Source organism: Ensifer sp. LBL, assembly GCF_050435225.1.
GTDB lineage: Bacteria > Pseudomonadota > Alphaproteobacteria > Rhizobiales > Rhizobiaceae > Ensifer.
Genome location: NZ_JBNDJY010000007.1, coordinates 1 through 14,958, shown reverse-complemented (window position 1 = coordinate 14,958; position 14,958 = coordinate 1). Strand labels below are relative to the sequence as shown.

10 protein-coding genes are annotated in these 14,958 nt (G+C 63.1%); 7 read left to right on the top strand and 3 right to left on the bottom strand.

What is annotated here, in order from left to right; translation table 11 throughout:
* Positions 1-13: 13 nt before the first annotated feature.
* On the bottom strand, positions 14-850 hold the full coding sequence (locus OKW20_RS25215; RefSeq protein ID WP_429176611.1) for a hypothetical protein: 837 nt from the start codon (positions 848-850) through the stop codon (positions 14-16).
* Positions 851-1,141: 291 nt separating this feature from the next.
* Between OKW20_RS25215 and OKW20_RS25210 the strand changes: the two genes are divergently transcribed.
* The 5 genes from OKW20_RS25210 to OKW20_RS25190 all read left to right on the top strand — a co-directional run bounded on the left by OKW20_RS25210 (position 1,142) and on the right by OKW20_RS25190 (position 7,788).
* Entirely contained in the window at positions 1,142-2,416 is a 1,275-nt protein-coding gene (locus OKW20_RS25210) for an aspartate kinase (RefSeq protein WP_043622972.1), read from the top strand.
* An 87-nt stretch (positions 2,417-2,503) separates the two neighbouring features.
* Positions 2,504-4,771 (top strand): phosphoenolpyruvate--protein phosphotransferase, encoded by a 2,268-nt coding sequence (gene ptsP, locus OKW20_RS25205; protein ID WP_043622970.1) that lies wholly within the window; start codon positions 2,504-2,506, stop codon positions 4,769-4,771.
* A 69-nt stretch (positions 4,772-4,840) separates the two neighbouring features.
* Positions 4,841-5,923 carry a peptide chain release factor 1 gene (gene prfA / locus OKW20_RS25200; protein ID WP_192450563.1) on the top strand — a complete coding sequence of 361 codons (1,083 nt, stop codon included), beginning with the start codon at positions 4,841-4,843 and terminating at the stop codon, positions 5,921-5,923.
* A gap of 3 nt (positions 5,924-5,926) precedes the next feature.
* Positions 5,927-6,796, top strand: coding sequence for a peptide chain release factor N(5)-glutamine methyltransferase (gene prmC / locus OKW20_RS25195; RefSeq protein ID WP_429176608.1), 870 nt, complete (start codon positions 5,927-5,929; stop codon positions 6,794-6,796).
* Positions 6,797-7,128: 332 nt separating this feature from the next.
* A complete protein-coding gene (locus OKW20_RS25190) occupies positions 7,129-7,788 on the top strand; it encodes a DUF4167 domain-containing protein (protein WP_192450561.1) in 660 nt (219 codons plus the stop codon).
* A 104-nt stretch (positions 7,789-7,892) separates the two neighbouring features.
* Here OKW20_RS25190 and OKW20_RS25185 read toward each other — a convergent pair whose 3' ends face one another.
* Positions 7,893-8,477, bottom strand: a complete 585-nt coding sequence (locus OKW20_RS25185; RefSeq protein ID WP_043626181.1) for a TetR/AcrR family transcriptional regulator — start codon at positions 8,475-8,477, stop codon at positions 7,893-7,895.
* A 130-nt stretch (positions 8,478-8,607) separates the two neighbouring features.
* Here OKW20_RS25185 and OKW20_RS25180 point away from each other — a divergent pair, with 130 nt between their 5' ends.
* Complete coding sequence (locus OKW20_RS25180; protein WP_429176606.1) at positions 8,608-9,627, top strand: NAD(P)-dependent oxidoreductase; 1,020 nt, start codon at positions 8,608-8,610, stop codon at positions 9,625-9,627.
* A gap of 240 nt (positions 9,628-9,867) precedes the next feature.
* A complete protein-coding gene (gene clpB, locus OKW20_RS25175; RefSeq protein ID WP_429176603.1) occupies positions 9,868-12,474 on the top strand; it encodes an ATP-dependent chaperone ClpB in 2,607 nt (868 codons plus the stop codon).
* Between the two features lie 86 nt (positions 12,475-12,560).
* Here clpB and OKW20_RS25170 read toward each other — a convergent pair whose 3' ends face one another.
* The gene (locus tag OKW20_RS25170; protein ID WP_429176600.1) at positions 12,561-14,528 is read right to left on the bottom strand and encodes a M23 family metallopeptidase; all 1,968 of its coding nucleotides are present in this window, start codon (positions 14,526-14,528) and stop codon (positions 12,561-12,563) included.
* Between the last annotated feature and the right edge of the window lie 430 nt (positions 14,529-14,958).

Below are 14,958 nucleotides of genomic sequence, written 5' to 3'. Positions count from 1 at the left end.
GGATCAGGCCTCTCTAGAACAGCATCGAGAATCCGATGACCGGGCCATGCTGGTTTACGTCCCAACGAAACTTGTTGGTTCCAGTGAAATCGTCGCTTTCGTAGTCCTGATAGAGCAGGCGGTAGCCGGCGCGAAGGATCGTCGGTTGACCGAACATTTCGGTGCGGTAGCCGAGATAGGCCTGGGCGTTGACGCTGAGCTTGGAGCCGACATCGAAGCCGCCGACATCGGCCTCGGCGACGAGGTTCCAGCGTTCGCTGAGGTCGGCGTTGAGCCGCAGGCCGACAAAAGGGTCGGTCCAGTCGGCGCTCTTGCTCGCATTCACGCCGGCCACGGACACGTCCGCTTCGAGCTTCGTCCAGCGAAGGCCGATCGTCGGCTCGATCGAGAGCGTCCGGGGCTTGCCAAAGGCCGTGTTGCCACCGAGCTCCTGCTCGTAGATCTGATAAAACGCGCCGACCGCCAGTGTCGTCATCTTGATATCGAGGCCGATCTCATGGGAGAGCAGCTCTTCGTCCTGGCTGGTGCGCACATATTGGCCGTCGAAATAGACGCCCCATTGGCCGTTGGTCAGCTCGATGTTGCCCATCAGCGCCAGGTCGAGATGGTCGAGCGTGTCCTTGAACGGCACGTCGACATCGGTGTCGAAACCGGCGAGCGATGCGTCGCCCTTCAGGCTGGCGGCCCAGATATAGGGGCTGACGATCACCGTCCAGTCGCTCTCAGGCGCCATACGCTCGGCGTCGAAATAGGCAGCGCGCGCCGGTGCGGAGGCGAGCAGCGCCAGCGCAAATGTGCCGGCAAGGTGGGCTGCGGCGCGCCCGGTTGCGGCTATGCGTCGTGTCTGCATGTCTGCCCCCTTGATCCCTCGCTGGCAGCCTAGCCGCCATGGCTGCAATTGCAAGTGGCGCATGCTTGTCCCGGTACAGGTTTCCGGCGGGGGTTCCCGCGCCTTATTCCTGCCCTCTTGCCATTGCGTGCGGCCCCCTGATCCGCTAAGAGACGCCGCGACTTTCCGCTCCCCGAAGCGGTGACTGCCGATGTCCGAGAAGTCTCCCAAGCTTTTTGACCGTCGGGCGCCGGCGGGGACTTTCCTGTCACGCGCGCCTCACGCGCGCAAATTGGGTACCGGTAGAGGCACATGGCACGCATCGTGATGAAATTCGGCGGAACGTCCGTCGCTGATTTGGACCGCATTCACAATGTTGCCCGCCATGTGAAACGCGAAGTCGATGCCGGCCACGAAGTTGCCGTCGTCGTTTCCGCCATGTCCGGCAAGACCAACGAGCTGGTCGGCTGGGTGCAGAACATGCCGAAGGCAACCGGCGCCAACTCGCCCTTCTACGATGCGCGCGAGTATGACGCGATCGTCGCGTCCGGCGAACAGGTGACCTCCGGCCTGCTGGCGATCGCGCTGCAGTCGATGGGCATCAACGCCCGTTCCTGGCAGGGCTGGCAGATCCCGATCCGCACCGACAATGCCCATGGCGCAGCCCGCATTCTCGATATCGACGGTGCCGAGCTCGTCCGCCGCATGGGTGAGGGCCAGGTCGCCGTCATCGCCGGCTTCCAGGGACTTGGGCCCGACAACCGCGTCGCCACCCTCGGTCGCGGTGGCTCCGACACCTCGGCCGTGGCGATTGCCGCTGGGGTCAAGGCTGATCGCTGCGACATCTATACCGACGTCGATGGCGTCTACACGACCGACCCGCGCATCGAGCCGAAGGCGCGGCGGCTGAAGAAAATCGCGTTCGAGGAAATGCTGGAAATGGCATCGCTCGGCGCCAAGGTGCTGCAGGTGCGCTCGGTCGAGCTCGCCATGGTGCACAAGGTCCGCACCTTCGTACGTTCGTCTTTCGAAGATCCCGATGCGCCGGGCATGGGTGACCTTCTCAATCCGCCCGGTACGCTGATTTGTGATGAGGATGAGATCGTGGAACAGGAAGTCGTAACCGGCATTGCCTATGCCAAGGATGAAGCCCAGATTTCGCTGCGCCGTCTCGCCGACCGGCCGGGCGTCTCCGCCGCGATCTTCGGCCCGCTGGCTGAAGCCCATATCAACGTCGATATGATCGTCCAGAACATCTCCGAGGACGGTTCGAAGACCGACATGACCTTCACGGTTCCCTCCGGCGACGTCGACAAGGCGCTGAAGGTGCTCGGCGACAACAAGGACAAGATCGGCTACGACGTCGTCCAGTCCGAAGCGGGCCTCGTCAAGGTATCGGTCATCGGCATCGGCATGCGCAGCCACGCCGGTGTTGCAGCTTCGGCCTTCCGCGCACTTGCCGACAAGGGCATCAACATCAAGGCCATCACCACGTCCGAGATCAAGATTTCGATCCTGATCGATGGACCCTATGCGGAATTGGCGGTTCGCACTTTGCATTCCGCTTACGGTCTCGATAAGAGTTAATCGACAGACGACCGATTTGGGATTCGCGGCGGTTTGGCCGCGTATCCCCTTTGCTGCCGTCCCCTCTATTTCGGGAGACCCCACGCGATGAGAGACCTTTCCGCAGGTCCGCGCGTTCTCCTCAAGCGGTTGCGCGAGTTGATGGCGGAACCGCTGGAGCCGCAGGAGCGCCTTGACCGTATCGTGCGCCAGATCGCGCAGAATATGGTCGCGGAAGTGTGTTCGGTCTACGTGCTGCGCTCCGACGGCGTGCTCGAACTCTATGCGACCGAAGGTCTGAACAAGGCCGCCGTTCACCTGGCGCAATTGAAGATGGGACAGGGCCTCGTCGGCACCATCGCCGCTTCGGCGCGGCCGCTCAATCTCTCCGACGCCCAGTCGCACCCAGCCTTTACCTACCTGCCGGAAACCGGCGAAGAGATCTACCATTCCTTCCTCGGCGTGCCGATCCTGCGCACCGGGCGCGCGCTCGGCGTTCTCGTCGTTCAGAACAAGGCGATGCGCAACTATCGCGAGGACGAGGTCGAGGCGCTTGAGACGACCGCTATGGTTCTCGCCGAAATGGTGGCGACCGGCGAGCTGAAGAAGATCACCAAGCCCGGTCTCGAACTCGACCTGTCGCGTCCCGTCTCGATCGACGGCAACAGCTACGGCGAAGGCATCGGTCTCGGCTATGTCGTCCTGCACGAACCGAGGATCGTCGTTACCAATCTCCTCAACGAGGATACCGACCAGGAGCTGCAGCGGCTTGCCGAAGCGCTCGGCTCGCTGCGCATTTCGATCGACGACATGCTGTCGCGCCGCGAGGTGTCGATGGAAGGCGAGCACCGGGCGGTGCTCGAAACCTACCGCATGTTCGCGCATGACCGCGGCTGGGTGCGCAAGCTCGAAGAGGCGATCCGCAACGGCCTGACGGCGGAAGCCGCGGTCGAACGCGTGCAGAGCGAAACCAAGGCACGGATGATCCGCCTGACGGATCCGTACCTGCGCGAGCGCATGCATGATTTCGACGATCTCGCCAACCGCTTGCTGCGCCAGCTCTCCGGCTACGGCGCCAAGCTTTCGGCGAGCGACTTCCCGAACGATGCGGTTATCGTCGCGCGTGCCATGGGCGCTGCCGAACTGCTCGACTATCCGCGCGAAAACGTGCGCGGCCTGGTGCTCGAAGAAGGCGCCGTCACCAGCCATGTGGTGATCGTTGCCCGCGCCATGGGCATTCCTGTCATAGGCCAGGCGACCGGTGCGGTGGCGCTTGCGGAAAACCGCGACGCAATCATCATCGATGGCGACGATGCCAAGGTGCATTTGCGACCGCTCGCCGACCTGCAGCGCGCCTATGAGGAAAAGGTTCGTTTCCGGGCGCGGCGTCAGGCGCAGTTCCGGGCGCTGAAGGATGTCGATCCGCTGACCCGGGACGGCACGCGCATCACGCTGCAGATGAACGCCGGCCTGCTCGTCGACCTGCCGCATCTGAACGAGGCGGGTGCCGAAGGCATCGGTCTCTTCCGCACCGAGCTCCAGTTCATGATCGCCTCGACCATGCCGAAGGCGGAGGAACAGGAAGCCTTCTATCGTAACGTTCTGAAGCAGACGGGCGGCAAACCCGTGACCTTCCGCACGCTCGATATCGGTGGCGACAAGGTGGTTCCCTATTTCCGCGCAGCGGAAGAGGAAAACCCGGCGCTCGGCTGGCGCGCCATCCGGCTTTCGCTCGACCGGCCGGGTCTGCTGCGCACCCAGTTGCGCGCCATGCTGCGTGCCGCGGCCGGTGCCGAGCTCAAGCTGATGCTGCCGATGGTCACCGAGGTTTCCGAACTCAGGATCGCGCGCGACCTCCTGCAGAAGGAAATCGAACGTCAGTCGAAGCTCGGCGAACAGTTGCCGCGCAAGCTGCAGTTCGGCGCCATGCTGGAGGTGCCGGCGCTGCTCTGGCAGCTCGACGAGCTGATGACCGAGGTGGACTTCGTTTCCGTCGGCTCCAACGACCTCTTCCAGTTCGCCATGGCGGTCGACCGTGGCAATGCCCGTGTCTCCGACCGGTTCGACGTGCTCGGTCGCCCGTTCCTCCGTATCCTGCGCGACATCGTGCGCGCCGGCGACAGGCACGATACGCCGGTAACGCTCTGCGGCGAGATGGCGAGCAAGCCGCTCTCGGCCATGGCGCTGCTCGGGCTTGGGTTCCGTTCGGTGTCGATGTCGCCGACGGCCGTCGGACCGATCAAGGCGATGCTTCTGGCGCTTGACGCCTCCAAGCTCGGCGCACAGCTCAACGCTGCACTGGACGATACGCGTGATCAGACGCCCGTTCGCCAGATGCTGGTGGATTTCGCCGCGGAAAACGGCATTCCGGTTTAGATTGAAGTGACGCGTCGCAACCCTCGTCCGGAGCTGATCCGGCCGGGGCAAGACGCATTGGAGTGAGACTTGGCAAAGCTTCCCGTTGAAAAGATGCGCGAACTGGAACGGCGGTTCGGCGAAATCGAGGCGCGCATGTCCGCCGGCCCGGCCGCGGACGTCTACGTCAAGCTCGCCTCGGAATATTCCGAACTGCAGCCGGTGGTGACGAAGATCCGCGCCTATGAAAAGGCGACGGCGGAGCTTGCCGACATCACCGCCATGCTCGCCGACAAATCGACCGACCGCGAGATGCGTGATCTCGCCGAAATGGAAAAGCCCGAGGTCCAAGCGGCGATCGAGGGGTTGGAGCAGGAAATCCAGATCCTGCTCCTTCCGAAGGACGCGGCCGACGAAAAGAGCGCGATCCTTGAAATCCGCGCCGGAACCGGCGGTTCCGAGGCGGCGCTGTTTGCCGGCGACCTGTTCCGGATGTACGAGCGCTATGCGGCGGGCAAGGGGTGGAAGGTCGAAGTGCTGTCGTCGAGCGAAGGCGAAGCTGGCGGTTTCAAGGAAATCATTGCGACCGTTTCCGGGCGCGGCGTGTTTGCCCGGCTGAAGTTCGAATCCGGCGTGCACCGGGTGCAGCGTGTGCCGGAGACGGAGGCGAGCGGTCGCATTCATACATCGGCGGCAACCGTCGCGGTGCTGCCGGAGGCCGAGGACATCGATATCGAGATCCGGCCCGAGGACATCCGCATCGACACGATGCGCTCGTCGGGCGCCGGCGGACAGCACGTCAACACGACGGACTCGGCCGTGCGCATCACCCACCTCCCGACCGGGCTCGTCGTCACCAGCTCGGAAAAGTCACAGCACCAGAACCGTGCGAAGGCGATGCAGGTGCTGCGCTCGCGCCTCTACGACATGGAGCGCCAGCGCGCCGACAGCGAACGCTCGGCCGATCGCAAGAGCCAGGTGGGATCGGGCGACCGCTCCGAACGCATCCGTACCTACAATTTCCCGCAGGGACGGCTGACCGACCACCGCATCAACCTGACGCTCTACAAGCTCGACCGGATGATGATGGGCGAAATCGATGAAGTCGTCGACGCGCTGCTTGCCGACTATCAGGCAAGCCAGCTGGCGCAGCTCGGCGAACAGCGAGGCTGAGCGATGGCCGAGACGCTCGCGAGCCTGGTTGCCGAAAGTCGCGATCGCCTGCAGGCGGGCGGCATCGAACACGCGGCGCTCGACGTCCGGCATCTGATCTCGGGCCTGCTCGACCTGTCGCTGAGCGCGGTCGTGTCGCGGGGCAGGGACCCGGTTTCGGATGAGGATGCTCAGCGGATCCGGGCTGCGGTTACCCGCCGGCTGGCGCGCGAGCCGGTCTATCGCATCCTCGGTGAGCGCGAGTTCTTCGGCCTGCCGCTGAAACTGTCGAAGGAAACGCTGGAGCCGCGCCCGGACACCGAAACCCTGGTCGACCGCATGATCCCTTATTTGCGCGCGGTGGTGGCGCGAAAGGGAGGGTGCGAGATCATCGATCTCGGCACAGGCACGGGCGCGATTTGTCTCGCGCTTCTGTCTGAGGTTCTTGAAGCCAGGGGCACGGCGACCGATATATCCGGAGACGCGCTGGTTACGGCGACGGCAAATGCCGCCGCTCTCGGACTTGCGGATCGATTTCGGCCCCTGCTCAGCAACTGGTACGAAAAGGTGGATGGTCGCTACGACGTCATCGTCTCAAATCCGCCGTATATCCGGTCCAGTGTGGTCGAAGAGCTTGAGCCGGAGGTGAGACTTCACGACCCGGCCGCAGCGCTTGATGGCGGAGAAGATGGGCTAGATGCCTATCGCGCCATCGCTTCTCAAGCTGGTCATCATCTTGAGACAAATGGCGTGATAGGCTTGGAAATCGGTTTCGACCAGAAAGAGGCGGTAACGGCGTTGTTTTACGCCGAAAAATTCCGTCTGTGTGAAGAGGCGAAGGATCTCGGCGGCAATGACCGCGTCCTGATCTTCGAACGCGACACAAACCGTTGAAAAAATGCTGCACTGGCGCATCTTCTTTCTTGCAGAGGCAAAGAAAGGGCTTGGAATCCCAGAGGAAGCGGGCTAGTTTGCCCGCGCACTGGGCAGAAGGTCATGGACCTAAGATTCGTTCCGGTATGACCTGGCCACGGGGATTGCTCTCAAGAAAGAGTTGCTAGGGTTCAACAGTGCCTTGTGCGGGTACCTGTTAATTTGACGTCAGTCGGCGCCGAAGCCGCCATTGTGCGAGCACAACGGCGCGTGTTCTGTCGGGCGTGAACGGATCCGGCCGGAAGACGAAACCACATGATCATCATTATCAAGAGAATTCGGGTGAATGTACTATGAGGCCAGGACAGCAAAACAAGCGCGGCCGCGGGCGGAATAACAACAACAATAACAACAACAATGGTAATAACAACAATCACAACCGCAAGGGCTCGAACCCGCTGACGCGGACCTACGACAGCTCCGGTCCGGATGTGAAGATTCGCGGTACGGCCCAGCACATCGCCGAGAAGTATTCTGCACTTGCGCGCGACGCCCAGAGCTCCGGCGACCGGGTCATGGCGGAAAACTACCTGCAGCACGCCGAGCATTACAACCGCATCATCGCTGCCGCACAGGCGCAGATGCAGGACCGTTTCCAGCGTGACGACCGTCAGGACTTCCGCGGCCACGATGCCGCCGACCAGGACCAGGACGATCTGGATCAGGGCTATGTAGACGACATGCCGGCTCCGGTTGCCGCAGCCGCAGCGCCGGTTTCCGAGCCGCAGCCTGTCATCGACGGTACCGGCCCGCAGCCGGTGATCGAAGGCACGCCGGCCGAAGTCGCGATGGAAGAAGAGGCACCGGCCGCTTCCGGCCGCGCCGCTTCGCGCCGCCGCAACACGCCGCGTCCGCGCCGTCCGCGCCGCAGCGCCGCCGAAGGTGCTGCCGACGAGGCTCAGCCGTCGGGTGATGACGCTCCGGAAGCACCGGCTCTCGCCGCTTCGGAATAAGCGAAGTCGCAATCCTCAGCCTGTCCAGTGCAGGCACCAAAAACCCGGCCCTTAGCGGCCGGGTTTTTCTTTGTCCGGCCACCGCTGATCAGCCTTTGTGCTGGTCAGCTCTTGGCACTGTCGACGATGAGCGCAGCAAGGTTGCTGCTCGCGGCCGTCTCGCTTGTGCGCCCACGGATCAGTTCGCGGCCGATCGCTTCGGCCGCGCCGGCGATACCGGTGCAGCGAAGCCTCAGATCGTCTTCAGCGATTTCCGAGAAGGGGGAGAGGGCGGTCTTGATCATGGCGACGTAGTCGTCGACCTGCTGTTGCTGCGTGGCGATCATGTCGGCATTGCCGCGCAGCGCGCCGGAGATCGCCTGCCATTCCTCGCCGCTTTCGACCGCACAGTCGATGTAGACCGAACTGATGATGTCGGCGACCGCATCGAGCCGACTGGAGGCACCCTCCAGCGCCACCCTCAGTTTCTCGGTGTGCCGGTCTTCGATTTCCTGGGAGAGGGCGATCAAAAGCCCCTCGCGCGTGCCGAAGTGTTCGTAGGCGATCGGCTTGCTGACGCCGGCGCTTTCGGCGAGATGGCCAAGCGTCAGGGCGTCGGCGCCCCGTTCGCGCAGGATCTCCCTTGCGGTCTCGAGTAACTGGGCGCGTCGCTCCGGCTTGGCAAGCTTTCGGCCCTTCGTCCGGCTCATCGATCAAAATCCTCTTTTCGCGTCGGCTCAGGCCTCTTGAAAGTGGCCTTCGGCATCTTACTTACCAATAGTAAGTTACTAATGGTAAGTTCGGTAAGTGCCGCTTACCTCTCGTTTAGGAGATAGGAAGATGTCGAGCAAGTTTCTGCCCGTTTTGATCATTGGCGGCTCCGGGGTCGTCGGGTCGCAGGCCGCAAAGATCATTCGTCGCCTGCACCCGGCGCTGCCGATCGCGATTGGCGGTCGCGATCTTGGCAAGGCCGAAGCGGTCGCGCGTGAGGTTGGCGATGCAATCGGGGTCAGTGTTGACCTCGGGCGACCGGATCTCGGTCTCGGCGCCGAGCGCCGCTTCAGTGCGGTCGTCATCTTCCTGAAAGACGAAAAACTGAGTTCGATGCGCTACGCCCAGCGCCACGGCATTCCCTATATCAGCCTCTCGAGCGGCACCTTCGAGGTCGGTCCGGAGATGGCGCAGTACATCCACGCGCCGGACAGCGCGCCGATCCTGCTCGCCAGTCACTGGCTCGCCGGCGCCGCGATCTTCCCGATCCTCGACTTTTCCAAAGCCTATGAGGCGATTGACGCGATCCGCATCGGGGTCCTGCTCGACGAAGAGGACATGGGCGGGCCGGCAGCGCTTGCCGATTACAACCGCATCACCGGTCTCGCGCCCGCGGCCTTGACCGTCACGGATGGCAAGTTCCACTGGGCCGGCGGCGAGGATTCCAAGGCGCGCTTCAGAAGCGTTGACGGCGTCGAGCTCGAAGCGACCGCCTATTCGCCCTTCGACGTCATGGCGCTTTCGGCCCGCACCAACGCCAGCGATATCCGGCTGGATCTTGCCTATAGCGTTTCCGCGAGCAGGCGGCGCGGCGAGCCGTTCTCGACCGAGATCGCCATCGATATCAAGGGCCGCGACAAGCATGGCGAACCGGTCGACCGTCGGTACGAGATCGTGCACCCTCAGGGCCAGGCGCCGTTGACGGCCCTTGGCGTCGCCCTTGCGGTCGAGCGCATGCTCGGCCTTGAGGGCGGGGCAGCCCCGGCGCCGGGGCTCTATCTGCCGGAGGTCCTGATCGACCCGGGCTACTACGTGCGGCGGATGAAGGATTTCGGCGCGACCTTTGCCGAGCGGCCGCCCGCGGCATAGGCAATCTGGCGGCCGCGTTGCCCTTTTGGTGCGCGGCCGCCTCGCGGTTGCAGATTTCCGTCTCAGGAGCGTCGCGAGGCTCTTTAATTTCCAAAATCGCTGCCCCATATTCGCTTCGGACGCGTTGATCCGACGCAAAGCGGGGATCGCGCCACACTGACAGGCTTGCCGAATGCGGGAGCCTGATCCTGAAACACCGACGGGTGCCATGATGGGCCTGCCGGGATATGGAGGTAGAGTATGAATATCGAAAAATATTCCGAGCGCGTGCGCGGTTTTCTGCAGTCGGCGCAGACCTATGCACTGGCGCAAGGACACCAGCAGTTCACGCCTGAGCATGTGCTGAAGGTACTGCTCGATGACGACCAGGGCATGGCCGCCTCGCTGATCGAGCGGGCCGGTGGTGATGCCCGCGAAGCGCGCGCCGGCAATGACGCAGCGCTGGCAAAGCTCCCCAAGGTTTCCGGCGGCAACGGTTCCGTCTATCTGTCGCAGCCGCTTGCGCGGGTGTTTTCGAGTGCCGAAGACGCAGCCAAGAAGGCCGGCGACAGCTTCGTCACCGTCGAGCGCCTGTTGCTGGCGCTGGCGATCGAAAGCTCGGCTGCCACCGCCGATGTGTTGAAGAAGGCCGGTGTCACGCCGACCAAGCTCAACCAGGTGATCAACGACATCCGCAAGGGCCGCACCGCCGACAGCGCCAATGCCGAGCAGGGTTTCGACAGCCTGAAGAAATACGCGCGTGACCTGACGGCCGATGCGCGTGAGGGCAAGCTCGACCCGGTCATCGGCCGCGACGACGAGATCCGCCGCACCATCCAGGTGCTGTCGCGCCGCACCAAGAACAATCCGGTTCTGATCGGTGAGCCCGGCGTCGGCAAGACCGCGATCGCCGAAGGTTTGGCGCTGCGCATCGTCAATGGCGACGTGCCGGAAAGCCTCAAGGACAAGCGGCTGATGGCGCTCGATCTGGGTGCGTTGATTGCCGGTGCGAAGTTCCGCGGCGAGTTCGAGGAACGGCTGAAGGCCGTGCTCAACGAGGTGCAGGCCGAAAACGGCGAGATCATCCTGTTCATCGACGAGATGCACACGCTGGTCGGGGCCGGCAAGGCCGATGGCGCCATGGACGCCTCCAACCTTTTGAAGCCGGCGCTGGCGCGCGGTGAGCTGCATTGCGTTGGCGCGACCACACTCGACGAATACCGAAAGCACGTCGAAAAGGACGCGGCCCTTGCCCGTCGCTTCCAGCCGGTCATGGTCGAGGAGCCGACGGTCGAGGACACGATCTCGATCCTGCGCGGTCTGAAGGAAAAGTACGAGCAGCACCACAAGGTCCGGATCTCGGATTCGGCCCTGGTTGCCGCCGCGACCCTTTCGAACCGCTACATCACCGACCGGTTCCTGCCGGACAAGGCGATCGACCTGATGGACGAAGCCGCATCGCGGCTTCGCATGCAGGTGGATTCCAAGCCGGAAGAGCTCGACGAGCTCGATCGTCGCATCATCCAGCTGAAGATCGAGCGCGAAGCCCTGAAGAAGGAAACCGACGTCTCGTCGAAGGATCGGCTGGAGAAGCTCGAATTTGATCTGGCTTCCCTCGAAGAACAGGCATCCGCGCTGACGGCCCGCTGGCAGGCGGAAAAGCAGAAGCTCGGGCGTGCCGCCGATCTCAAGAAGCAGCTCGACGAAGCCCGCAACGAGCTGGCGATCGTCCAGCGCAAGGGCGAGTTCCAGCGTGCCGGCGAACTGACCTACGGTGTCATCCCGAAGCTCGAAAAGGAGCTCTCGGACGCCGAAAGCCAGGAGAACGCCAATGCCAACCCGATGGTGCAGGAGGTCGTGACCCCCGACAACATCGCGCATGTGGTCTCGCGTTGGACCGGCATTCCGGTCGACAAGATGCTGGAAGGCGAGCGCGACAAGCTGCTTCGCATGGAAGACGAACTGGCGAAGTGGGTTGTCGGTCAGGGTGACGCCGTGCAGGCGGTTTCCCGTGCCGTCCGGCGTTCGCGCGCCGGCCTTCAGGATCCGAACCGCCCGATCGGTTCGTTCATCTTCCTGGGTCCGACCGGTGTCGGCAAGACCGAGCTGACCAAGGCGCTTGCCCGGTTCCTCTTTGACGACGAAACCGCGCTGCTGCGGGTCGACATGTCGGAATACATGGAGAAGCACTCCGTCGCCCGACTGATCGGCGCGCCTCCGGGCTATGTCGGTTACGAGGAAGGCGGTGCGTTGACCGAAGCCGTTCGGCGCCGGCCCTATCAGGTCGTGCTGTTCGACGAGATCGAGAAGGCGCATCCGGATGTCTTCAACGTGTTGCTGCAGGTGCTCGACGACGGCCGCCTCACCGATGGTCAGGGTCGCACCGTCGACTTCCGTAACACGATGATCATCATGACCTCGAACCTCGGCGCGGAATATCTGGTCGGGCTCGGCGAAAACGAGGACAGCGATGTGGTTCGCGACCAAGTGATGGAGGTGGTGAAGTCCGCCTTCCGGCCGGAGTTCCTGAACCGCGTGGACGAGATCATCCTGTTCCACCGGCTGCGCCGCTCGGAAATGGGTGCGATCGTCGATATCCAGCTCGAACGGCTGCGCAAGCTGCTTGCCGAGCGCAAGATCACGCTGGAGCTCGACGAAGATGCCCGCGCGTTCCTGGCCGACAAGGGCTACGATCCGGCCTATGGTGCCCGTCCGCTGAAGCGGACGATCCAGAAGTTCGTGCAGGATCCGCTCGCCGAGAAGATCCTGCAGGGCGAGTTCCCTGATGGTTCGACCGTCAAGGTGCTCTCGGGCTCGGATCGCCTCAACTTCAAGCGCGGGGCAGGGTCGGACAAGGAAGCCGCCTAAGTCCAGCAGTGCACAAATCAAGAGGCCGCCCTTCGGGACGGCCTTTTTGTTTGTGCCGATCTTCGAGCAGGGGAGGGGAGGAGCGGCTAGTTGCTCGCGACCTCTGCGCCCGTGCCGTCCTTGTTCAGCAATTCGTCGATGCGGTCGCGTTCCTTTTCGAACTTCGCCATCGCATCGCCGGAAAGCGACTTGCCGCCGGGCAGGCGGATGCGCAAGGGATCGACCTTGTTGCCGTTGACGATCAGCTCGTAGTGCAGGTGCGGTCCGGTCGAAAGGCCTGTTGTGCCGACCCAGCCGATCACCTGGCCCTGGACGACCTTGTTGCCCACCTTGACGTTCTTGGCGATCGCGCTCTGGTGGTTGTAGGAGGACACGTAGCCGTTGGCATGGCGGATCAGCGTCTGGTTGCCATAGCCGCCGGAATCCCAGCCGGCCTTTTCGACGACACCGCCGCCGGCGGCGATGATCGGCGTGCCGCGCGGGGCTGCCCAGTCGACGCCGGTGTGCATACGCGAGAAGCCGAGGATCGGATGGCGGCGCATACCGAAGCCCGAGCGGAAGTGGCCGTTCGGTACGGGGTTGCGCAAGAGGAACTGACGGATGCTTTTGCCGTCCTGGTCGAAATAGTCGATCGTGTTGTCGCTCGGATCCTGGAACCGGTAGAAGGCGGTAACGGCATCGCCGAACTTGGCGCGAACATAGAGGAGTTCGGAATCCTCCGTCGCCATGCCGCGTTCGTCGGTCACGGAGAAGAAGGCTTCGAGCGAGTCCGTCGGCTTCAGTTGCGCCTGGAAATCGACATTGCTGGCGAGCAGCTTGACGACGAGGCCGACCATGTCGGCGTTCATGCCGTAGGAAAGTGCCGCCCGGTAGATGCCGTCATAGACCCGCGGCAGATCGTGGCTGCTGGTCATGACCGGCGCGCCGTTGTCGTCGAAGGCGGTGGCGACCGCGTCAAGTCTCGGCGGCTCGGCGCCGGGCACGAAGCGGCCCTTGTCGTCGACCGCCATCGTCAGCACATGCCTGTTGCGCGAATAGATCGTGGCCCGCACGATGCGTGCGTCCTGACCCTTCTGCGTCTCGCCGTTCTGAATGATGCCGATGCGCAGGACATCGCCTTCGGAAAGTTCGCTCGCGCCGAGCGCCTGGCCGAGATAGCCGGCGGCGTCTTCGGCCTGCGCCTTGGTATAGCCGGCACTGCTCATCACGGTCGCGATGTCGGTCTGGCGCCGCACCGGGATGATGTCGTCGGCGTATTCGGTGGTTTCTTCGTCGATCGTCTCGTAGGCGGCGTCGCTCTTGTTCTGCTCGACGATGCGGGCGGTCAGGCCCTGGAGAAGATCGAGCCCGTCATTCTCCGAGGCGAAGCGCTGCGGATCGACATAATAGAGCGAGGCGACCTGGGTGCTGCCTTCGGTCAGGACAGAGCCGTTGGTGCGGACATTTTCCTCGACCTCTTCGAGCGACATCGAGCTGTCGAAGGTGGCGCCGCCACGCAGCGGGAAGTCGACGGTTTTCAGCGCCACTTCGGAATCGACATTCGAGCCGTAAAGCGTGCCGGTTCGCGAAACGGGGGACTCTTCGTCTGCCTCTTCCGTCGAGAAGATCGCCAGAGGATCGAAGTCCGGATAGCTTTCCGAGGCCTGATGATTGGCGGCGAGCGCCATCTTGACGTGAACGAAGGGCTGCTTGCGCACCACCTCCTTCTCGCCGTCATGGGTCATCGTCGAGACTTCCATGATCGTCTTGTCGGCAGGCTTGGCAACGAGCTTCGGCGACAGGATGCGGCCGCCGCGAACGGCAGTTGCCTGCTCGTCGCCGTTCGAACCGGCATCGAGCGCGGCGTAGGCTTCGGCCGGGATTGCCAGCTGCTGGCGGCCGTCAAGCGCTGCAAAAAGCGCGACACCCATCAGGAGGCTAGAGGTGATCCCTGTCAGGAAGGTACCCGATAGCCAGCGCAGCGAGATCTCGCGCCTGTCGGGCGGGCGCCGGCCATGCGCCAGGATCGGTGGCTGGTCGCCAAGCGACCTGACCATGTTCTTGTCGGTGATCATGCCGAACTGAGGGTCCCCGATTTCTCTAAACCGTATTCTTGCCTGCGATACGTTGCGCGAAGGTGTGCATCTTTCACGCGGCGGAGTCAAATCACGCGCCGAAGCGGCAAGGGCGATATCCTATATATCCCAAGCCTGTCCGCGCGCCCGCATCCGCGACGCATCTTCTTTTTCGCTTAGATAGGCGGATTGTGAAAAAGGTAGGGCCAAATTGTGTCTCCACAGGCTCGGGGCAGGGGGCAAAAGTTTTTTGGGGGCGCAAAGCCCTGCGTTTGTGGGCTTTGTCAGAAATCTGTCATTTTTTCCGAAAATCCCTGTTGACGTGTCGGATGTGTGGGGTCTATAAGCCCGATCACTGACGAGGGCGGCGGCGCTGCTGGCGACGACGACCTTCGCTCTAGAGTTTCCTGGGTTGGCTGATGCTGATTTT

What these genes read in the sequence shown, in the direction of transcription:
- OKW20_RS25210 (WP_043622972.1), top strand. Translation starts at nt 1,142, where the DNA reads ATGGCACGCATCGTGATGAAATTCGGCGGAACGTCCGTCGCTGATTTG.
- OKW20_RS25180 (WP_429176606.1), top strand. Translation starts at nt 8,608, where the DNA reads ATGTCGAGCAAGTTTCTGCCCGTTTTGATCATTGGCGGCTCCGGGGTC.
- OKW20_RS25170 (WP_429176600.1), bottom strand. Translation starts at nt 14,528, where the DNA reads ATGATCACCGACAAGAACATGGTCAGGTCGCTTGGCGACCAGCCACCG.
- clpB (WP_429176603.1), top strand. Translation starts at nt 9,868, where the DNA reads ATGAATATCGAAAAATATTCCGAGCGCGTGCGCGGTTTTCTGCAGTCG.
- OKW20_RS25185 (WP_043626181.1), bottom strand. Translation starts at nt 8,477, where the DNA reads ATGAGCCGGACGAAGGGCCGAAAGCTTGCCAAGCCGGAGCGACGCGCC.
- ptsP (WP_043622970.1), top strand. Translation starts at nt 2,504, where the DNA reads ATGAGAGACCTTTCCGCAGGTCCGCGCGTTCTCCTCAAGCGGTTGCGC.
- OKW20_RS25215 (WP_429176611.1), bottom strand. Translation starts at nt 850, where the DNA reads ATGCAGACACGACGCATAGCCGCAACCGGGCGCGCCGCAGCCCACCTT.
- prmC (WP_429176608.1), top strand. Translation starts at nt 5,927, where the DNA reads ATGGCCGAGACGCTCGCGAGCCTGGTTGCCGAAAGTCGCGATCGCCTG.
- OKW20_RS25190 (WP_192450561.1), top strand. Translation starts at nt 7,129, where the DNA reads ATGAGGCCAGGACAGCAAAACAAGCGCGGCCGCGGGCGGAATAACAAC.